At 40.9% G+C, this 23025-nt stretch carries 11 protein-coding genes; 3 read left to right on the forward strand and 8 right to left on the reverse strand.

Features of this window, described 5'->3' with window-relative positions; genetic code table 11:
• Nucleotide 1: 1 nt before the first annotated feature.
• The 4 genes from SJ2017_RS04130 to SJ2017_RS04145 all read right to left on the reverse strand — a co-directional run bounded on the left by SJ2017_RS04130 (nt 2) and on the right by SJ2017_RS04145 (nt 5963).
• On the reverse strand, nt 2-1375 hold the full coding sequence (locus SJ2017_RS04130; RefSeq protein WP_080914951.1) for a DNA double-strand break repair nuclease NurA: 1374 nt from the start codon (nt 1373-1375) through the stop codon (nt 2-4).
• Complete coding sequence (locus SJ2017_RS04135; RefSeq protein ID WP_080914952.1) at nt 1365-3548, reverse strand: helicase HerA domain-containing protein; 2184 nt, start codon at nt 3546-3548, stop codon at nt 1365-1367. Before SJ2017_RS04135 ends, SJ2017_RS04130 begins: the two co-directional genes overlap by 11 nt.
• 31 nt (nt 3549-3579) lie before the next feature.
• Nucleotides 3580-5121, reverse strand: a complete 1542-nt coding sequence (locus SJ2017_RS04140) for an AAA family ATPase (protein ID WP_080914953.1) — start codon at nt 5119-5121, stop codon at nt 3580-3582.
• A 335-nt stretch (nt 5122-5456) separates the two neighbouring features.
• A complete protein-coding gene (locus tag SJ2017_RS04145; RefSeq protein ID WP_080914954.1) occupies nt 5457-5963 on the reverse strand; it encodes a DUF2726 domain-containing protein in 507 nt (168 codons plus the stop codon).
• Nucleotides 5964-6317: 354 nt separating this feature from the next.
• On the opposite strand from SJ2017_RS04145, the gene SJ2017_RS04150 reads away from it, so the two are divergent.
• The 3 genes from SJ2017_RS04150 (at nt 6318) to SJ2017_RS04160 (ending at nt 10301) form a co-directional block, all read left to right on the forward strand.
• Nucleotides 6318-7382, forward strand: a complete 1065-nt coding sequence (locus SJ2017_RS04150; protein ID WP_080914955.1) for a hypothetical protein — start codon at nt 6318-6320, stop codon at nt 7380-7382.
• A 103-nt stretch (nt 7383-7485) separates the two neighbouring features.
• Entirely contained in the window at nt 7486-7743 is a 258-nt protein-coding gene (locus SJ2017_RS04155; RefSeq protein ID WP_167692887.1) for a hypothetical protein, read from the forward strand.
• Nucleotides 7744-8186: 443 nt separating this feature from the next.
• Nucleotides 8187-10301 (forward strand): TonB-dependent siderophore receptor, encoded by a 2115-nt coding sequence (locus tag SJ2017_RS04160; RefSeq protein WP_080914957.1) that lies wholly within the window; start codon nt 8187-8189, stop codon nt 10299-10301.
• 408 nt (nt 10302-10709) lie between these two features.
• Here the strand turns inward: SJ2017_RS04160 and SJ2017_RS04165 are convergent, their stop codons facing one another.
• The 4 genes from SJ2017_RS04165 to SJ2017_RS04180 all read right to left on the reverse strand — a co-directional run bounded on the left by SJ2017_RS04165 (nt 10710) and on the right by SJ2017_RS04180 (nt 22694).
• Complete coding sequence (locus SJ2017_RS04165; protein ID WP_080914958.1) at nt 10710-11468, reverse strand: sensor histidine kinase; 759 nt, start codon at nt 11466-11468, stop codon at nt 10710-10712.
• Nucleotides 11428-12948 carry a tetratricopeptide repeat protein gene (locus SJ2017_RS04170; protein ID WP_080914959.1) on the reverse strand — a complete coding sequence of 507 codons (1521 nt, stop codon included), beginning with the start codon at nt 12946-12948 and terminating at the stop codon, nt 11428-11430. The genes SJ2017_RS04165 and SJ2017_RS04170 overlap by 41 nt, the downstream gene beginning before the upstream one ends.
• Nucleotides 12917-13597 (reverse strand): response regulator, encoded by a 681-nt coding sequence (locus tag SJ2017_RS04175; RefSeq protein WP_080914960.1) that lies wholly within the window; start codon nt 13595-13597, stop codon nt 12917-12919. Before SJ2017_RS04175 ends, SJ2017_RS04170 begins: the two co-directional genes overlap by 32 nt.
• A 244-nt stretch (nt 13598-13841) precedes the next feature.
• Nucleotides 13842-22694, reverse strand: a complete 8853-nt coding sequence (locus SJ2017_RS04180) for a choice-of-anchor U domain-containing protein (protein ID WP_080914961.1) — start codon at nt 22692-22694, stop codon at nt 13842-13844.
• Nucleotides 22695-23025 lie beyond the last annotated feature (331 nt).

Genomic DNA, 23025 nt, shown 5'->3' on the forward strand with positions numbered 1-23025 from the left:
ATTATTTCTTAACATTCAAGCCGTTTCTAGAAACTAACTCCAATACCTTGCCACCAGGCATTAAGCTGATTGAAGCATGTCTATGTGCTAGAGCAATCGGAACGACGGCATTTTCGTATAATTCGAGTTCAAAGAGCTTAATTATACCGAGTGTTCTTTCCAAAGTATCCTGATATTTAGTTATTTCACTTTTAGTGAATTGAAAAACCTTTCTTTCCCCTTTTCTTTCATGAGGATAGGGTATGCAAAACGTAAACATTCTTCCACTGTCAGTTTTATACAAAAAGTCTTGCCCGTAGTATGTTTCATAGCCTATACACCCATTTGGGTCATACTTCCCTCTTATCCAGCGTCCCTTGTATTTATCAGTTAATAACTTGATTGTGTTTTTCTTTATATGTTTATTTAACGCACTAGCATGCTCTGCAACCTGACCTGTTTTAATTAACCCTAAGATTATTGGAGCTTTATAACCTCGGCTTTTCATATTTTCCGATATATCAAAGTAAAATTTCATTAGCCTTCGGTGAATATCAGCAGGCTCGCCAAATACAGCTAACGGTCCATCTATAAAAAACGCCATTTCACTTAGGCTTTCAGGCTGATAGTGGTGGAGCATCCTAATCAAGTTTGCAATGTTTAAGTGTTCAACTACATTCATAAAGCGAGTAATTGCAGAAGCATTATCACCAAACTCTGTAATTGGTTCATGTAAGCGCAATGAGTCAGTTAGATATACTTCTTCTCCACAGCTATCACACGTATGTATCGTATTAGCGTCACTAAAAATAAAAGGAGTCGGTGGCTTACTCTTACAAGATGGGCATTTATTAAGAATAATAGTGTTTTCTTTTTCTATAGCCAATAATGTGCCAACCACATTGAAATCACCACTTTGAGCCATTTTAGTTCTATCATCTGAAAGCTGCTCCCACACAGCTCGCCTAAAGCCATCAGCAACCGTTGTTGCGCCTTTGTATCTGATGTTACTTCCGGGCAAGGTAAACGAAATAGCATCTGCATTACGGTGCAGTTCGGCAACTTTGAAGGGATCTATATATCGACTATCTGGTGAAGATAACCCCTCATAATTATTAACATTGATTAAAACAATGCTGTTTTTTACGTAACCAATTTGTGTACTCGGAAACATACCATTAATAGGCTCCGAATAAGGACTAGCATCTGAAGCAAAAACCGTAGAGGGTAAAGTATCACTTGGACTAATCTCCACGAAGTCTTTTACAATTTCCTTCGCTTCTTCTTCAGTTGGCTGCTTTATGAAGTCACACTCATTTAAAAACGCAGCAACATCTGGATTTCGGACTAAATCTGAATGACCACCCTTGGACGCTCGTTCTCGACTATATGGCATTCTGCTCTCCAAACTTATAAGTTGCTAATTCGGATTTCAGCTCTTCAGGCGTAAAACGGTTTATTTGAGTAGGTATAACAAAAGGAGAAGACAGCGTCTTTATCCTAGCGAATCCGACATCCTGAGCTGTTTTCAATGATGCGTGGAAATCTGCAAAGTCATAGAATTTTCCTAATGCTCTTAATTCGTCTTCGTTATTCAAATGAGTAACGAACCAATTTTCAGTGTTTGCAAGTATATTTGGGTGTATTGAAGATGGCTCTTGGGTAGCATAAACAAATGCTATTTTAGCCTTTGCTCCTTCTTTTGCGATTCGAGGCCAAGTTGTCGACAAATCTTCCTTTTTACCAATTAAGTTATGAGCTTCTTCAACATACATTACAATATTAGTATTCTTTTCGCCGCGATGAAAAGTTGCCATAGAGTGTTCTAGAATATAATGAGCTATCCTTACAGCCATTGATTTTCGGACTTCCTCCGTACCAACAGATAAATCTAGAATTACAACTTTACCATCGAGCAATAAGTTATAAATCTCAGCTTCCACTTCTCCTTGTCTGTTAGCACTATGATAATTAGCAATAGGCCCCAATAAGCTTTTAACTCTTATCGGCATATCTGATTCAGATTTTCCAACAATCAAGTTACACATTGCTTTTAAATTATCATCAAGCCAATCATCTTTTGATTTACCACTGCGCAAAGACGGCCAAAGGCCTGTAGGAATCTTGGTGCCATCCTTTTTGTATGCTTTCACTGCATCAGCATGATCTTTTCGAATAGCTCTGTCAGCTTCCCTCGCATACTTGAAAAAGTCAGCAAGTTCTCGCAATGAAACACCATTGTTATAATCTGGGAAGTAATTTAGAGCCTTTTGTTCTAAATCTGTTTGACTAGGTTTCTTTCCCAATTCATCTTCAAATTCAGATACAATTTCTGGAAACACATTCTCTAGTATTTGTCGTTTAACTGCTTTAGAAACAGCAAGTTTAACTTTCATTCCTGTTGATGGTGTAAAACCTCGAACAAATAGTAGCGATTTAAAAGCAGCCAAATTTCTTTCATGTCGATATTTCTCGCTATCAGTTGCGTCATCTGGAAGTTCATCTAATGAGAATGAAGATACTAGTATTTTCATATCATTTGCTAGCTGCTCTTCTTTCAATAAACTCTGAATTATTGTCAAACCAACATGAGGTTTTTCATAAAAGTTATTTCGCAAATCCCGGAAGGTAGGATCATTTGTTTTTATGCCCCTATAACACACAACATCATCTGCAAAAACGTCAGCAATAGAGCTTCCATCATCTTGATGATTCGCATTTGCATATTCGCCATTAATGTCAAAAATGATCTGACCAACATTGTTATTATCTTTCACCGCAGCAAGAGCCACAGCAGAAACAGTAGTCTTCAAAGTATTAGATTTACCCGTCCGTGTCATGCCCAGAATCGCAGTTCTTCTAGCTAAAAAATCCGTAGGTTGGATCTGAACAGGAACTTTTGGTTCTGTCTGTCCGCGATGCAGGCGATCAGAAGAAGTGTAACGGATGGTACCTATTTCGATTGGAGTGGGCATTCCACTAAAACCTGATTTTTGTGCTTCCTCTAATGCCTTGGACATCACTTCAGGGTTCATATGATTAACTATCATATTTAGCGATTCATCACGCGGCTTGAAAACTCGTAACTTTGTTGAAGACATGTAGTTTTCTATATCACTACCCAGCCTCAGTTCACCATCTCTAATATAAAAGGTTCCCAAAATTCTGCATTTCAATGCGCCGTATTGAAGTTCAGATTGAGTTATGGCATCCAGTCCATCGTGAACATCCTTGGTAAATATTTCATCTTCAGTTCTTCGCTGATTATGCTCAATTCTTGTGCGTAACAAGTCCACATCTGTTGGCAACCCTGAAGGACCTAACACTCTCAATAACACAACTTCTCTATCTAACTCATGGGCTTCATTTAACCTGTCAGGGTCAAAGCCAGATGCTATAAGAAAACTGTTGTGAGGTATGCCTGACACTTTTTCTTTCCAAGCATCATTGGTCAGTACTAACGCTTCGCTAAAATTCATTGAATACACATAACCCACATGATTTTCTTTTGCTGCATCCACCAGCTTTGCAAGTTTGCTCTCTTTAGCGATCTCATTAAAAATCTTCATAAAATTCCTTATTATACAAAGCTAAAAGGCTCTAAAACCCTTTACGCTTAACTACCTCATCGTAAATTGATTTAAATTTTTCTATATAATTTTCTTTTTCTTTAGGGTGCTCTTTGAAATAGCGCTTATAAAGCTCCGAAGCACCATTTCCCCAAACACCAGTGGCTTTTTGATCGTTGTACCATTTCTTAGCTTTGGTTCTATCAGATTGAATATCTTCAAATGTGTAATCTCTAAAGCAAATTTGCTTGCTGTAAGCAGGATTTTTCACAGTCCAAAAGCTATCAGCATCATTTAGTCCACTTAAAAATGTAGAAAGTACTTTCTCAGGAGAGTCAAGGCCGGGCAGTGTAATGTAATTTTTAAAATTCGCTATTTTATTGGGGGCAACATCACCATCAACTACAACAACTGAGTTGGGATACAAGAATGTTGGAATTTTTTGTTTTGCTAGCTGAATTAGGTTTTCACAACCTAAAGAGCAGTTTACATAATTTAATCCTTTAAATTTTCTACCTAAACAGGCTCTAGAGAAATCGCGGCACTCCTCATCTTCAGCAAATACATCAATTGATAATTTAATAACCTTCCCTAAAGATACATCTAAATGATTCTTTATTTTTTCCGCGTTTAAATCCTTTTCTAAAGTGACTACACCATCGGACTTTTTCAGATAGATAACCTTCGTTGATTTCTCTCTACCTTTCGCTTTACTTGTTTCAATCGCCTTCTCAATCATGGGCATTGAATGTGTTGTTGCTATTATTTGAATGTTAAGCTTTGAAGAAAAGTTCATTAATGCTTCAAGTAATTTTAGTTGCGCTCCCGAATACAATGCCGCATCGATCTCATCAATTGCTAAAATTCCGCCTTTATATTCATCAAGAAAAGAGTCCTTCAACCGTTTAAACGATATGATAGCCAGAAGAATTTTTCCTACATTATCTTGTCCAGCAGAATTAGAACGCCAGTCATAATGATCCGATGTAACTCCAGCAGTCTCCTTATTCTTACTTTTTAGGTAGTCGATTTTCTCTAATTTATCATCAGAAATTAAAATGCTCTGGTACCATTTTTTATAAAAAACGATTTCATCATCACTAAGGGTTGTCGAAGGGTCTTCGTCAAAACCTGACTCTTCTGCATTTGGTAATAACCGTTTAAGACTTAGAAAAATTACTGGTAACTGGATGTAGCCTGAGCCTACTTTACGGTTGCCTTTTCGCCAAAACCTTAAATGGCTTGTGGCATTTGTTCTAGGTATACTTTCAATTGTAAATTTGTCATTTGAACCAGATAATGTGAGCGTCCACTCATGCTCTCTTGGCTCATCAAATTTAGGAGATAACCTAAATTTGTCGCTGAAACTTGAACGAAAACTACCTCCAGACAGTGGGGATTGTCCATGAAATGAGTGTGTTTTACCGATAGAAAATGTTTGAGTTAGCATACCCAACAAAGTGCTTTTTTGTGTTCCATTCTGACCAGCAATTAAAGTTACCTGCTTACCTAAATCAAATTCGATGTTCTGAAAACCTCGAAATTTTTCTACATGCATAGAATCAATTATCACTCTAACTCCTTTTTAATTCTTATATCTGGGCGCCGTTGCTAAGCTGCTATGAATATTAAGTGGCTCAGATCAAACTTTTCACTTGGTGCTCGTGTGGTTCAAATGAACTGACTTTTACAAGCGAATGATTGGCTTCTTCTTCCCTGAAAGGCGTTCTCTTATTGGATTAAGAGCTTGGCCTGCGTTAGTTTTTTGTTGGTTCTACAATACGCCAATTTTTTAACCAATTGCAATGGGTTAGCGCACTGTTTTGTCCGAAAGTTTGAAATTAAATCATATAAAAAGCAGAGTGTTACAATATGTATCGTCAGTTTGTGTTTTGGTGTTACCACTTGCTAAAGGCTACCTTTGATTTCAGGCGTTACGGACTGCTCTATGACTTGTTTTATTTCTTGGACTGAATATCTCGCTTTGGCTGGAAATCGTATGAGTGGCAGTTGGGCGCTTTTACAAGCATAGTTAATGAGTGCATCACGTTTTTGAGCCCGTTTGCTGTTGTGGCTTTTGTCGTCTAGCTCTATGGCTGCAACAAATTCCATGGTGTCGGGTTTACACAATATATAGTCGAAGTGCTTGGTTGAAATTCGATTGAATGCGGTTTGCCAGTTGCTACGGTTTAAGCCTTTTTCAGGGGTAAGCACATCGGCAACACGTACTTTGGCAAATACACGATATTGAGCTGTACAGGCGGTATCAAGTACGCCTAAAAATGAGCGTTCTGCAGGGGAGAATAATTTACTTTTTTGACGATAGCTTAACTGCTGGGGACGGTTAATAAGGGCGATAAATAGCCTAATAAGTACGATAAACACTAAAGCTAAAACGAGGTAGGTGAAATCCATTACTCATCCTTGAATTGACAATAGGTGATCAGTGTAACAAGAGTGAGCAGAGTAAACTTAATTTTTATCTTTAAAAGGGGCGTATTACTGAGCAATCACGCAGTAATGAACAAGCTCACTACTATCAAAAAAGCATCACGACTTTTTATTTTTTGCGCTTAGAGTTCCTAATGTTTGACTGCGAGAGTAAGCAAAGCATTCTGATAACGTAAGTCATTAGCCTGCCGTATAACTACGGGCTCAATTAACTTTCAATTTGTGTTGTTTGATTTTTGTTCAATATGTTGTGTCGTAAAGGTTTTCGTGTAAAATCTGTTTAGAAATTATGGATAGCTCAATTAGAAAGGAATTCTAATGCCTCAAGAATATGATCTGTGTTTTAGCACACAAAGCCGCGCCTCTTTACCTATCGATGCTAATGATCTTGAACAAGTAAAAGCATTTCGAACAAATAACCCGCATATATTAGGTAACTTTCTACCCGCTGGGACTCCGTTTGTATTGCCTACAGATAAGACGCAAGCAGTTCAGCAATCTCGCCCTGATCTCGCCTGTGCTTTGTCAGAAGTGTATAACTGGCCTTCGCAATCCCAACGTAAAGTTGCTCAAATGAATAACTTTTTTGGTGATGAACAACTCCAAGCAATTGCTGCAGTATATGAAAAAGAGATAAAGCCTTACGTTGCGACAGCAAGGGAGATGACTGAAGGGAATGTTGATTCATTAACGGGTTTAGGCGCGGGCGCGACTGCAATCGCTGCTAAAGAAGGGCGCCTAAGTAGTTTTGGTAAAGCGATATTCAAATATCAAACAGCTTTAATCGATATTCATCATGCTTCTAAAAATAAAGCGAACAAAACGACGTTAATTAAATTAGGCCAAATTGCGAAAGCGGCTCATTTAGACCTCAACGAAAAATTTGCTCGAGAAGTTAAACATTTCAGTGGTGTGGTTAAGGCAAATAAACGTGGCAATATCTGGTCAAGTGCTGAACGAGGAAGCAACATCGCTAGAAGTAGTCGTAATATCTCACGATTAAGACTGACCTCTTTATCAGGTATACGCAGTATTCGTGGTTTAGAAATGGCGTCTGACATAGCAGGTAAAGGGATTATCGCATTAGATGCTGGTATTCGAGCTGATAGTGTTTATAACGATTATAAAGCAGGTAAAGATTGGCAGCGCCGAGCTGTTGTTGAGACGACTGGTTTTGGATTTGGGACAGCAGCTGGGCTTTATGTTGGTGCGAAAACTGTAGCTCTAGGTGCTGGAATCGCATTAGCTCTAGGGCCTGTTGGTTGGGTCATTCTAATTGGTGTGGGAATTGGTGCTGGTTATGGTGCAGGTAAACTTGGTGATGCTTTTGGAAAGTTTGCAGCAGGTAGCGCATATGACCTAAGCTCATCAGTACATAAGTGATTTAAGGAATATGGACTCTTTAATTATAGAAATCTTTCAGTATCTTTCCGTAATTGGATGTGTTGTATGGCTATTTAGTACTTTACTATTTACTCGCACGACAATGAAAACAATAGAGCGAAAAATGTTGGCTGAGGGTATTGATATTCCTTGGTGGGATGAAAAAGGGTGGGGATTTAGAATTTCCATTTTCACCTCAATCTTGGCTCGTGGTAAGCCTTCAAAATACCCTGTATTAGCTGATGAAGCAATTCTACGGCATTCTCGCACTTACGATAGAGTACTCGCAATAATCGTAGAAATATCCTTTGTATTTTGTATGCTTTTGGGAGGAATTATTTACTTTTTTTTCGACAATTAAATTGCCTTTCTCAAAAGGGGTATTGCTACAGCGCAAACCAAGCAGTTATAGCGATTATATAGCAGATAAAGGATGACTGGGTACTTCCGTTATGCAGACTGCTGGTTTTTGGTGAAGGTACAACTGCTGGATTTGCTGTCGGTGCAAAGGCTGTAGCACTAGGTTCAGGAATAGCTTTGGGATTTATCCTTAATGATTAGGTAATTCTAATTTGAGTAAGTATTCACTATTGTCCGCACCTTCAAATACTATCTATTGAACCGTTACTTTTATCGTTATGTATTCTTTTTGAACATAAAAAACTCCAAGCCTTTTAAAAGGCTAATTGCCCAATATTGCGTTTGCTCTTGTTTTAACGATTTGTTGTGAGACTTGGCTTTGACGAAGGTAATGATATGTTGTAACATTGCGTTTTTTTAATCAGCCCTCATCGAGAAAAGCACGTGAAAAAGCATTTTCTATACTCAATACTTATCATTTCTAATGGTGCAATTGCACAAGATAATATAACCCCAACGTCAGAAAACCAAGATGACATTGAGCGTATTGAGGTGAACAGATTATGGCAGCCTTACCGAGGTAATGTGCCATTGATTGAAACGCCGCAAGCCGTAGATAGAATTAATGCAGAAACCTTACAAAACGAGGGAATTACTCGTTTTATGGATGCCTTAGATTACTCGCCTAGTGTGGTAAGACAAAATAATTCTGGCGGTATGTTTGATAGTTTTGCTATCCGTGGTTTCTCTGGCGACGAGAATAACCCAACGGGTTATTTAGTGAATGGCTTTAATTCACGTGGCTACAACGGTAATCGAAACACGGCTAACATCGAAACTATTGAAGTGATGAAAGGGCCAGGGTCAGCGTTATATGGTCAAGGTGAGCCAGGTGGTACTGTCAATATTATTACCAAAAAGCCTCAGTTTGTTGAGCAGGGCTATATTCAAGGTACTTTAGGTAATTACAATACCAAGCAAGTTGAGTTCGACCATACGAAAGGGATAAGCGATGATGTTGCTTACCGTATTAATGGTTTCTATGAAGATTCAGAGACATTCCGTGACCATGTTGATGTTGAAAGCTTAAACTTAAGCCCATCTTTATTGTGGAATATTTCTGATGCGACAAGCCTAAGCTACGAAATGGAAATCTTAGATCAAAGCAAACCATTAGATCGCGGCGTGTATGTACTAGATAACGACTTTGATTCTGTTGATACATCGGCTTTTTATGGCGACACGCGTGACGGCGCTCATGAAGTGAAAGCCTTAGGTCATCAGTTATTGTTAAACCATCAATTCAATAACCAGTGGCATTTATTAACGGGCTTAGCGTACAGAGATTCATCTTTTAAAGGCCAATCGTCTGATACAGAGCTATCTGACGGCCGACAGCTGATTTATACCAACCCAGACCTGTTATCAAGACAGCGACGAGAGCGAGATTATCAAGCGCAGGATTTTTCAGCTCGCTTTGAAGTTAGCGGCGACGTTACATTAGGCGGCGTTAAGAATAATCTATTAATCGGGTTAGATTACTATAATTTCCAACTTGATACTGATTACCGAGTGTGGAGAACGGCTTGGGGATCGGGTGATACGACTTATGCCATCGATCCGAATAATCCTGATTACACAATGGATCAACCTGAAACCTCACCAACTACATTGACCTCTGAAGAGCAAAAAGGCTTGGGCTTTTATGCACAAGATTTAATTGAGTTAACTGACAGAGCCAAACTGTTACTTGGCTTTAGGGTAGATAAATTTAACCAACATATTTTGAATAAGATTGATAACGAATCACAAGAACAAGATCAAACGGAAGTGTCTTCTCGTTTTGGCTTTGTCTATGAGTTAGATAACAATATCAACCTATATACAAGCTATGCAGAAGGTTTCAGACCCAATCCAGGTTTAGATTCAGACAGAAACCCATTTGAGCCAGAGCAAACCAAATCGTTTGAAGTGGGCCTTAAGTGGCAAGATGTGGCGGACAGGTTTTCAGGTAGCTTAGCACTGTATGATGCGAGTAAAACCAACATGCTAACAGCTGAGCCAGACACTGGTTTATCTGCAACGCTAGGTGAAGTAGAAAGTCAGGGCGTTGAGTTTCAATTAACCACGGCACTCACCGCCGATACCAGCATTGAACTCGCCTATGCTTATACGGATGCAAGAACTGCCAAAGACTTAATTGATAACGATTGGGGCGTGCCTATTCCTAAAGGTTCTCGCTTAATTAACGTTGCAGAGCATGTCGGTCACGTTGCATTAAGACATTACACAGACATCATGGGTAAAGAAGCTTACTTTGGTGCGACGGTAAACTATGTTGGCGATCGTTTGGGTGAGACCACTGATCCAGACTACATTTTGCCTGCATACACATTAGTGAACTTGTCAGCAGCAGTCGATCTAACGAGCCGATTTAGTCTAATGATCGATGTGAACAACTTATTTAATGAGCAGTATTTTGAAAGCTCGTATTATAAGTTGTGGACTATGCCAGGTGAGCCGATTAACTTTACGGCGAGTGTCAAATACCAGTTCTAACTTATAGGGTAAGTAGCTACTTAACCTCAGTAAGACTGCATCAGCCGCTACTTTTTGCTACTCATTGACACCAGTCAACTCCGTGGCCAAAAGCAGCGGCTTTTTTGTCTTACTATCGGCAGTAACGCTACTCGGGTTAATTGGATAGGCACCAGAGACGCAATTTCAGGTGTTTAGTTAGTCATACTGTATCAGCTGCAGTTTTTCGATACTCATTGACAGCAGTCAATATCGTGTCGAAAAACAGCGGCTTTTTTGTTTTACTTTCGGCATTAGCACTGCTTAGGGTTGGGTTTACCAGCGAAGCAATCAATGTAAAGTTATTAATAAGCGACTGTCGAGTCGCTTTTTCTTGGCTGGAATTTTATAAAGCTTGAGTGAGTTTATTCGGTGATTATGTGGGTGAAATTACTGCTGACATAGTGGAATGCGAATAGTGACGGCTAGGCCGCCGAGGTCACTTTTGGAGGCGAAGATAGTGCCTTCGTGAGCTTCGATGATGTTTTGGCTGATAGACAAGCCAAGGCCTGAGCCGCCTGTGCGTCTATTGCGAGACTTCTCCACTCGGTAGAGTCGTTCAAATATCTTTTCGAGTTCTTCATCTGGTACGCCAGGAGAACTGTCTTTTAATACTAGTATTAAGTTGTTTGAATTAACCGCTAGACTCAATGAAATTTGACCGGGTGCATCCGTGTATTTAATGCTGTTAGTGAGCAAGTTAGATAGCACTTGTTTGATGCGGTCTGTGTCGATATTCACCAGCGCTGTATTGGCGTTAATAGCCAGATGCCACTCAAAACCTTTGGCGCTAGCGTAGTGTTCAAATTCTTCGCCCCAGTTCATTAAGATAGGGACAAAGTCGACTTGGCTTGCTTCAAACGATAAACCATTGACATCAGACAAGGCGAGCTCGTATATATCGCTGATCAGGTGGTTTAAATCATCGATTTTAGTACCGAGTTTTTGATAACTTAAGTCAACATCATCAACCAGTTGATATTTTAGTGCATCTACCTGTAATTTGAGTGCGGTTAACGGGGTACGCAGCTCGTGAGAAACATCCGCTAGAATCTGATTTTTTTGATTTAAGGCATCTTGGTAAAGATTGGCTTTTAATATTGCCAATTTACGGCGTTGATAGAAAAAGTAAATCAGAACCGTAAACAAAAAAAAGCAACACTAAGGCGATAAATATCACGCCTTGAGAGATGGTTTTATGGACCTCAGCTTCCGCTTCAACCGCTTTATTTTCTTCCTGTAATTTAGCGACTTTAATCTGTTCTTCGAGCAGGTCAATATCACGCTTATGTTTCTCGATTTCTCTAATTCTTTGCTCCGAATGAAGCTGGAGTTTTATCTTAAACGCTGACTCTAGATGCTGGTGGGCATCATCGTATTCACCTAGTTCGTGGTGAATATTACTGAGTAATTCATTGTCACTGAGTTGATGATCTAGCAGGCCAAGTTTATTTGAGATAACGAGTGATTTTTCTAGATATTGTTTTGCTCTAGGGTAATCAAAGTTTTCTAAATAATAAGCGCCTAAGTCATGCCAGACCTGCCTTAATTGATGATCTGTTGGCGCCAGTTGGGCTGTATCTACCGCTATGGTTAAATGTTTAAATCGTTGAATATTGTCGTTAAGTTTGTTGTAGATTTTAGCCATTTGCAGGTGAGAGCGAGACAGCAATTGATTGGCAGACTCGCTTGTAAAAATAGCGATGGCTTTATAGGTGTAGTCAATTGCTTTATCAAAGTCATTGGTTTCAAGATAGATGCTGCCGATTCGGTGGTAATCAAATCCCATATCTTGAATGCTATTAAGTTGTTTATCGTAATCCAGCGCTTTGAGGTAAAAGCTCAGTGACTTGGTGTAGTCGTGAGCGCGGTAATATAATTCACCTAGGTTAAAATAGTTGCCAGCGAGTTCTTCAATGTCGTTTGTTCTTTCAAAATAGCGCATGGCTTTAATTTGATATTCTGCGGCTAACACTAAATCACCTTCTGATTCGTACAACACGCCTAGTTGGCTGAATATCTGGGCTTCACTGTTGTAGTCTTCGTTTTGCTGAAAAATCTCTAGTGCAATTAAGTGGTATTCTTTCGCTTCTTTAAGTTTCATTTGCAATCGAAGAAATACGCCAGCGAGTTGATATAAACGCCCTAGTTCTATGGCCTCAGGTAACGCGATAGGCAAGGCCTGATTGACGATGATATCAGCGGCTTTGGCATAGTTATTTTTGCGCCTTTCAAAAAATGCTGCGCTGATCAGTACTTTGATTTTAAGTTCATCGTGATAAGTGGGAAGCGCTGTAACTAACTCATTTAGTAACTGTTCCGATTTGGCTTGTTGGCCGCTTTTACGATAAATAGAGACCAATTTTAATTGAGCGCGCACAAGATCATCGCCTGTCGCGGTTTTGATGATTTCTTTAACTTGCCACTCTGCCTTTTTAGATGATGACGTAATGTCATTTAGTTGAGCTTCGATATCAGAGGTGGAGATAGGCTGACCTTGTGCTTGCACAATACTGATACTGTAAATACAGCCAACAACCAGCAGCACTTTAATGAATAAACTTAAAGTGCTGCTGATGAGTTGGACTGTGCTTGTTTTAGCGAAGACAGAAGCGATAGCCTGCTCCATAAACCGACTCTATAGGGTTTTCAGTAATGCCAGCCTCTTTAAACTTATTGCGAATTTTTTTTACGTGACTGTCGATCGTTCTATCAGTGATATGACGATATTGAGGGTAGGCCAGATCTAATATTTCATCGCGTGAATAGATCCTGTCAGGTTTGTTATACAGCAGTGAAAATAAGCTTGCCTCAAGAGTAGATAGCTCGACCTTTTTGTCTTGATAAACCACTTTGCCTTTTTCTGGGTCGACGGTGAGCTTTGAAAAGCTAACCGTTCCGTGAGTGCGGGCTAACAGTGATTTTGAGCGGAGGATAAGTTCCATCGTGTCAAAAGGTTTGCACAGATAGTCATCAGCACCCGTGCTAAGGCCAATATTTTTATCAGATTGATTGACCTTGGCGGTGAGCATGATGATGGGTACATTGCTAAATTGCCTTATTTCTTCACAGCATTCTATCCCTGTTTTATTGGGTAGCATGATATCTAAGACGATAAGGTCAGGTTGGTATGTTGAAACCGCTTGAATCACATTAGCACCATCATCAATATGAAGCGTTTCTAAGTTATGGTGGTGATAAAATAATGCCAAGCTTTCGGCAATATCAAGATCATCTTCAACAATTAAAATTTTATGTTTTTCTTGTGTTTCGTTCATGTGGTATACCGCAGCTGGTCGTTCCTTGTTCCAGCACTACCCCTTTTAGTTATTACAAAACAGCTAAGTATTGTAAAACGTCCATGGCTATTACAAGTTTAGATTTTATTCTCCCATAGTAAATAACTTATTGCTATCTTGTTGATTTGTTGTGCCGCCATCTTCTTTTGCGGTAATAAAGAAGATGGCGACGTTGTTAAGGCGATCCGCTAGGTTTTATGCAGTACTGTCGGCTTGTCTACGCTTATTTGTACCTTCTGCGACTGAAGCTGATTAGCATCAATAACATGAACCAAATACCAATGGCACCACCACTGCTCGAGTTTGACTCTGGCTCAGGCTCGGGCTGCGTAGGTTCTTCAGTTTCTACCTCAGTTTTATTGGTAACGGTTAAACTGGTTGTTACTGAATAACTGAGTTCGCCATCAGATACCGTGACTTGAACCTCAATCACTTCATCAGTGCTGACTTCTGGTGTTGTCAGAGTCAGTTGATTGGTTGTTTGATTTTCAAGTATCACAGCTGGGCCTGATAACTGCTGCCATTGATAACTCAGTGAGTCATCCTCTGCATCACTACCGACAGCTATCAGGGTAATACTGCTGTTTTCTTCAACTTCACTGTTGTGGCTCTCAAGCACTAGTGATGGCGCAGTATTCACAGGAGGTGTACCTGTTTGCACGGTAACCACACCAGGATCTTCAATTGAGCCATTGGCGAGACCGTCGATATCGTTAGGACCACCGTCTTCAATGAGTAATCGAATACAGTTGTTACCTTCGACTAATCCTTGCGCTGAGGCCTGAGCATAAGTTGCATCATTAACAAGTGGGCAGTTACCGTTTTCATCCGCCAATGCAGAGCTGATGTTGTTATTGGCATCAACAACAAAGCTATACCAGCCTAGTGATGGGTTGTACTTACGGTATATAGCATCAGCTGGTAATGTTTGACCTTCTGCTAATGGAATCACCACTGCAACAGATTCACCTTGCTCACTTAATCCATTAACGATGAAGTTATAAACAGGCGTGATAGTCTCAAAATACGCATCTTGAGGATCGGCATCGCCAGCTTGTAATAACGCGATTAAGTCTTCAATTGAAAAGCTTGCTGAATCTGCGGTAATACCAAGTCGAGACACAAACAATCCAAGCGTCATTGATAAGCCGTCTTCGGTGTGAGCTGGCTCTGCATCGTTCTGCGTCGGTAAGCGGGTGTCGTTAGCATCATTATCTAAATAATCAGCAATACCGTCACCGTCACTATCAGCATATCCTTCATCGCTATCTGGGATACCATCATTATCTGAGTCAACATCACTGCCTAACGCTGGCAAGTCGGCAATCACCAATTGCGCCGTGCGAGAGACAGAGAAGACATCAGAAGTATTGGTTTCAGTAGCAATAGCATTAACTTGATAAACACCAGACTGCAATAAGCTTGGGTCTATTTCGAATGTCATTAGGTTTTCGTCAATGGCTGCATCAACGAGTCCATCAATACTTGACCAGGTGAGGTTGTGAGTATCGTTTTGGTTAATATCACGCACATTAGCAGTGATGGTAACCATGCCATTATTGGCATCGATAACACTAATTACTCGGCCATTTTGACGCATTGTGAGGTTCATTCTAGGCGCAACATTTCGTTCTATCTGGGTTAATTCAGTTATGTTGGCATCACCAATAAATGCATTTACACCATAATCTAACTGAAGCTGTAATTGATCTTCGTTAGTCACGCTTTCAGGAATCGCTATGTCGAGCTGCCCAACTTGACCTGCTTCAATATTTGCAACCAGTTGATTATTAACAAACCCATTAACGAGTAAGCTATATGAAATCTGCACTGGGTAGTTCGCCGCTTCACCATTTAAGTAAGCATTAATAGTGTATTCGCCGCTAGCTTCAACAGGGCGCTGAGAAGGCAAGGTTAGCATTGGCACAATGTCGAGATTAAATGACGATACAGCCATATTACCAAGGGCATCAGTTGCTTCTACTTCAACAATATGACTTCCTGAAGTCAGTAAAGTGTCACCCATAATATTTACACTTATGTCACCGTCGACCAAGTCAGTTGCAGATAGCGACACTAAGTTAGCAATATTAGTTAAACGCCCCTGAGCATTAATTGACATATCGATTAAATCGTCAAAGCTTGGCGCTGTAGTATCGACAATGGTGATAACTTGTTCAGCACTTGAATGGTTGCCTGACATATCAGTCGCAGTCCAAGTGATGACATGCTCACCTAAGCTAAAGGTGAAGTTATCCGTATCCACTGTTAGTTCAGGTGAAGCATCGTTATCATCCATCACAGATGGCTGAGGTACTTGCACTTGAGTTAACTCACCTGTTGCTTCAAATGTCATACTTTCAACATGACTGATCACAGGTGCTTGTGTGTCTGAGTCATTAGGATCGAGCGGGTTAGGGTCATTCGCATCGATGACACCATCACCATCATCGTCATTATCAGCATTGTTACCAATACCGTCGTTATCCGTATCTAACGTTTCAGTTGGATCCGTTGGGAACGCATCCGCGTTATCACCGACGCCGTCGTTATCCGTATCTAATGTTTCAGATGCGTCATTCGGGAAAGCATCCGCGTTATCACCCACGCCGTCGTTATCTGAATCTAATGTTTCAGATGCATCATTCGGGAATGCGTCTGCATTGTCACCGACACCGTCGTTGTCAGTATCTAAGGTTTCAGTTGCGTCATCCGGGAAAGCATCTGCATTATTACCAACACCGTCGTTATCTGAATCTACCGTTTCAGAGGCGTCATTTGGGAAAGCATCCGTGTTATCACCGACACCGTCGTTATCAGTATCTAAGGTTTCAGATGCGTCGTTCGGGAAAGCATCCGCGTTATCACCGACACCGTCGTTATCAGTATCTACCGTTTCAGAGGCGTCATTCGGGAAAGCATCAGTGTTGTCACCGGCACCGTCATTATCAGAATCTAATGTTTCAGTTGGATCCGTTGGGAAAGCATCCGCGTTGTCACCGACACCGTCGTTATCAGTATCTAAGGTTTCAGATGCGTCATTTGGGAAAGCATCCGTGTTATCACCGACACCGTCGTTATCAGTATCTACCGTTTCAGATGCGTCATTCGGGAATGCGTCTGCATTATCACCGACACCGTCGTTATCAGTATCTACCGTTTCAGATGCGTCATTCGGGAATGTGTCTGCATTGTCACCGACACCGTCGTTATCAGTATCTAAGGTTTCAGTTGCGTCATTTGGGAAGGCGTCTGCATTGTCACCAACGCCGTCGTTATCTGAATCTAACGTTTCAGTTGGGTCAAGAGGGAAGGCATCGCTGGTGTCTTCAACGCCATCAGCGTCATCATCGAGATCATTAGCGTTGGTTAAGCCATCGCCGTCTAGGTCAAAGTCATTAAGCATGTTGACTAGGTGAATGCCAAAACCATTCCAGTCAGAACCGGCGATTAACAAGTTACCATCGTCTTGAAGGATTAATTTGATTGGGTCGTAATCTTGTACATCTAAGCGAACATAGCCTACGGTATTGAATTGACTATCTAATTCACCATTTTCAGTAAAGCGAACAACGTGGGCATAATCAGCCGTTACACCACTCAATACGAGTATACGGCCGTCACGTTGAATCTGAATATCTTGAACATTCCAGACGCTAACATCTTCGTCAAAATCGTTGGCCGAATAACCATTGTCTGCAAATGTGCTGTCAAGTTGGCCATCAACAATTTTCAGCACACTGAGTCGTTTAGCAACGTTTGATGTTGTACCCGCAGCGTAAACATTGCCTTCTGCGTCTTTAGCTAATTTAATAGAACGGGCAAACATATCGCTATCAAGTGCGAGCTCGCCATCCGTACCAAAGCTAGTATCAATGTTGCCATCAACGTCAATTTTGGTCAGATAGAAAGTGCGATCTTGTTTCTGCATTGCTAACACTTGGCTATCATCATCAAGCACTAACGCATCTATGAAAAAGACGTAACTACCAAGTTCAGTAGCACCAATAGATAAACTACCCGCATCACCAAAGCTGGTATCAAAAGTGCCGTCACTGCTGAGCTTATGTGCGAAGTTTTGGTAGGTGTACTTACCGTAAATTACCGTGCTGCCATCAGATAAAGTTGAGGCAACATCAACACCACGAGTAATGAAGCCATCTTCATTATCGTAAATACCCGTTTCATTGAAGCTAGTATCTAAAGCACCAGTTGCATCATACTGAGCGATAAATACTTGATTGTCTTTATCACCTGCGACTTTAATACCGCTTTCATTTGTTAGTGCTAGTTTAAAGTGAGTTGCTAGACCTTGATTTAATGCATAAAGAACGCCGCTTTCAGCAAAGTCTGTGTTAATGCCACCTGAATTATCCATATCAATGATTACACCGCTATCATCAGTATGGGCGTCGTAATATGCACTACCGACAAGGTACAGACCATTATCGTGAGCAATGGCGTCAGTAATATAAATTTCTCTATCGCCGTTATGCACATAAGCTGAAGCAATACCGTTTAAGCCATAAGTAGTGACTAAGTCACCGGCATCATCGTTATCAGCATTGTTACCAACACCATCAGCATCGGTATCGTATTGTTCATTACGATCATTAGGGAAGGCGTCTGCGTTATCACCTACGCCATCGTTATCAGTATCTAGCCATTCATTACTGTCATAAGGGAAGGCATCTGATTGGTCACCATAGCCGTCGTTGTCTGAGTCAACACTTTCGTTTGCATCTTCAGGGAAGGCATCTTCACTATCTGGCACACCATCAAAGTCATGATCGTAAGGATTCGCCATGGCTATCGTGGCGACAAGATGGTCAGTCTCATCATCGTCACCTGCAAAAATCACGCTATGGTTGTCTAGCTTGGTTGCAAAATCGATGGAAATATCTTCGCTATAAACGGCTCTTGCATAACCTGCGCTATAAAAGCGTGTATCAAGTTGACCATCATTGGTTACCTGTACAAGTTGTGTACCATAATTATTGCCCCTGTAATTAAATTTACTGGCAATTAATAATGTGCCATTAGCTTGTTCAAATACGTTAAGCGCTTCAAAGCTTGATAACTCTTCAGTGAAGCTAAAGTAGCCATTAAGACCAAAACTGGTATCTATTTCACCTTCTGGCGTATACATAACCAAATGAAGACCAGCTTCATCATTATAATTGCCGTCGAATAGGATGATATAGCGGCCATCGGCTAACTGGATAACGTCGTTATAGCTTACCTCTGGGTTTAATAAACCATCTTCGCCAAAGTCAGTATTCAATTCACCTGATGGGCTAATTTCAATGAAACGTAAATTACTATTTATGGAAAAAGCAATCAGAATATTACCATTGGCTTGTTCGAAAAAATGCCTAACGGATTCAACGTTATAATTGCCAGCATAGTTGAAGGTGAGCTTACCATTGATACCAAAAGTCTCATCTAAGATGGCATCAGCGGTTAATTTTTCGATGTAAAACTTAGTGTTTGAACCGTCGCTCTGGCTACCAATGTAGAATTCATTTTGACTTGTTTGGTATACAATCGGGGCATGTCTTTTGCTGCCGGTTGCATAATAAAACCCAGGGTTAGCTTCAGTAGAGAAAACGCTAGTATCGAGCTGACCGTCAGAGGTGATAGCCGCGATGGTCGCATTGCTTCCGTAGTAGCTTACACCTGCTAAATAACCACCGTTGCTGATCTTAATGATATTTTCTATGTAGGTGCCAATGTCATCTTCACTACCGGAATAAATACCATCATCACTAAAGCTGTTATCTAGCTCACTGGTGGCGTTAATTCGGCCAATTGCGCCATAATCTTCATCTGAGTATTCATCATAATAATAACCTGTCAGTAAAAACTGATTACCGTCTTGAGCAATACCATGTAGTTCAAAGTCATCAGTTGAACCATCATTTAAGTCATAGTAGGACACTTCACCATGATTAAAGTTTTCATCTAAGACGTTAACATAATCGTCTGCATCATTAAGTTCGGTACCTTGTTGTAATTCATCAATATTGATAATACCGTCCCCATCAAGATCAGCGAAAGCGTCGCTGTCATCTAGAGGATCTAATCCATAAAGAAGCTCATCGCTATCAGAAATGCCGTCGCCATCATCATCAAGGTCGCTGTTGTTACCAACACCATCAGCATCGGTATCGTATTGTTCATTACGATCATTAGGGAAGGCGTCTGCGTTATCACCCACGCCATCGTTATCAGTATCTAGGTATTCACTCGCATCGTCATCAAATGCATCTTCAAACGCCCAATAGCCATCTGCATCAGCATCGCGGTATAAATTGCCACTTAATAATAATGCTGGATATTGCTCGGACGTGCCGAAATCCCAGTTGGCTGAAGACCAGTCATTTGTATAAGCGGTACTGTTACAATTAACATCAACAGGTGTTGTAGGGCATTGCAGTTCTTCAGATGTATAACCCGCGCCTGAACTGTTGAATGTGCTCGATATGCCAGTTGCTTCGGTATCCCAAAGGGCATACACAACAGATAATGTATTTGATGAGCTGTAACCTAAAAGGCCACCTGTATCAATATTTTGATCATCATTGGTGTTAATAGCACCATATGCCAAGACACGCTCAAATGTTGAATCTGCATTTAAGTCACCTGCGATACCACCAATAATCGAGTCACCTAACAGGGAAACATCAGCGTATGAGTCAACCACCTCTGTCGCACCATCAATATCACCAATTAAACCACCTAGAATCTTGGGTGCAGTAATGCTGCCTTGGGCAAACACTCGGGTTAACACGCTTGTGCCTTCAATTTTACCGATAAGACCGCCTGCGACTTCAATATCTGTCTCAATGCCGGCTTCATCAATCAGGGTAATATCTACAATCGCGTAACTATCGTTAATAGTGACACTTTCAGCATCACCAATTAAGCCGCCTGCAGACGTCACGGCCTGAATATCGCCTTCAAAACTCACGTTATCTAATGTGTTGGTCCCTGATAATTGACCAAACAAACCACCGGTATCAGAACCTGCATCACCAGTAATAGAAATCGACGTGATATTACCTTGTGCATGAACTTGATCCGCATCTAAGTTATAAAGTCGACCTGCAACTAAACCGCTGTCATCATTACCAAGGATGGTACCTTGCACGTTAATATTGCTCAGCACCGCTGAATCAGCGCTGCTGTTTCGGGCAATTAAGAATGCTGAGTTATTCAAGCCTGTGACGCTAGTTAAATCACCGTCGATATTAATATTCGTGACACTAACCGTGGCTACATAACCAAATAGCGCTTGATAGTCTTCATCTGGGCGATTGATAAATAGGTTATGAATGGTGAAGCCATTACCGTTAAAGTTGGCGGCAAAGCGGTCATCGGAAGTACCAATAGGCTGCCAACCTTCACCTGCGTTGTAGTAGGTTTCATCTGACAGATCGCCGTCAGAATCAGTATCGAAGTCTAAATCTGTGGTTAATTCGTAACCTATGCAACCTGTACCGTCAGTTAAACCGGCACAACCTGCGGTAACACCACTTAAGCTATTACCGGCTAAGTCATCACGCATCGCGTGTAACTGGGCCAATGTTGAGATTTCAATTAAGCCATCATCGTCAATATCAACATCGTGCGCAGCAGTTGATCCTGTCGCATCAAATGGGTATAGATCTGATTCATTGGCAACGCCATCGTTGTCGGCGTCAGGATCTGAATTATCACCAATTAAATCGCCGTCAGTATCTGACCATTCTGTTGGATCATTAGGAAAAGCATCAGCATTGTCACCGACATTATCGTTATCAGTATCTGCCCATTCTGCGGCGTCATCAGGGAAAGCGTCTAATGAATCTGGAACGCCATCATTATCTCTATCGTGAAAAGCAACACCGTTGATAATAGGTGAAGGGTACTGACTAGATGTACCAAAATCCCAATAGGCTTCATCCCAATTGGCATAGATACCAGCGTTAGTAACCGGCGCTTGTAACTCAGTTGTGGTATAGCCAGTACCTGAGCCACTTGACGCGTTGCCACTGGCTTGGGTATCCCAGTATGAATCTGTCACAGTCCCAAGTGCAGAGCCTGTTAGTCCGCCTTTATTAAATGCTTGCTTAGCAGAACCTGTTGAGAAGCTATTTGTGATGGTTGACGATGAAGAAGCAACGCTGCCAATTAAGCCGCCCACTGCATTATTCGCCTCGGCTTTAGCATGAGAGGCGACATTAGTGACGTCTGCACTTGAAAGGTTACCAATAAAACCGCCGCCGACAGTGCCAGAGGTAATGACAGAGCCATTGACTAGACAGTTTTCAACGCTACCATTTACGAGCTCTCCTGCAAATGCACCAGCATCACCTTGTCCTGTTACATCAACAGTGGCTAAACATTGCTTAACCGTTGCTTGGCTCGCTCGAGCAGCAATACCGCCGGCATAAGCCCCAGATTGATTGCTTTGTACTGTTCCGGTAAATGAGATGTTGGTCATGACACTCGGGGTACTACCATAGATGTAACCAACTAGGCCGGCAACGTAATAACCGCTAGCTGTTACCTGACCATTAACATGAAGGTTTTCGATAGTGGTATTTTCAGCATGACCGAATAAGCCAAGACTGTCGTCATCGCCTGTTAAAGACGTATTGTTGATGTACAGGTTTGCAATCGTGAAATGATTACCGTCAAACGTACCAGTAAACGGTGCAGCGAGGGTGCCAATAGGTGTCCAACCTTCACCTGTATTGTAGGTGTCGTTCTTAACATCATCATCATTTTCATCAAAATCTAAGTTAGTGGTTAACTCATAACCAAAACAAGCAATAATGTCGTCGTTATTACCACAACCTGTTGTGCTCTCACTAATACCGTTGTCATAAGCTGTGCCCGCTAAGTTATTACGGATATTGTTGAATTGCTCAAGGCTATTGATTTCGATTAAACCATTGCCATCAATGTCCACATCAACTGCGTCGGCTACACCATCATCGTCAGAGTCGATTCCACTGGCTTTTACTGGTGAGGTTAAACTAATAACACCAAAGAAAGTGGTTAACAGAAGGGATAATTTGAACTGCATATTAGACACCAAGGTTATAATTATTTTGAAAAAATGTTGGGTTATTTTGATTGTATTTAACAAATAAGGAAGAAATAAGGAACAAATATGCAAGTTGGTTGTATTTTAACTTTTTAACACCACATGAATCTGTGTTGTCCATGGGAGCAAGCGCGTTTTTATAGGGAAGAGCAATTGTGACAGGAGTCGATGAACAGGAAAATATGAACGATGTTAAAGGGCAAAATCAGTTAAATAGAGGGGCAATTAAGTCAACGAAAGAAGGGGGATTTAGCTAGGCTTGGGTAAGCTCTAGTTACTTTTTTGTTTAGAAATTGCCAGCTTAAGGCTT

The organism is Shewanella japonica, assembly GCF_002075795.1.
In the GTDB taxonomy this organism is placed as follows: domain Bacteria; phylum Pseudomonadota; class Gammaproteobacteria; order Enterobacterales; family Shewanellaceae; genus Shewanella; species Shewanella japonica.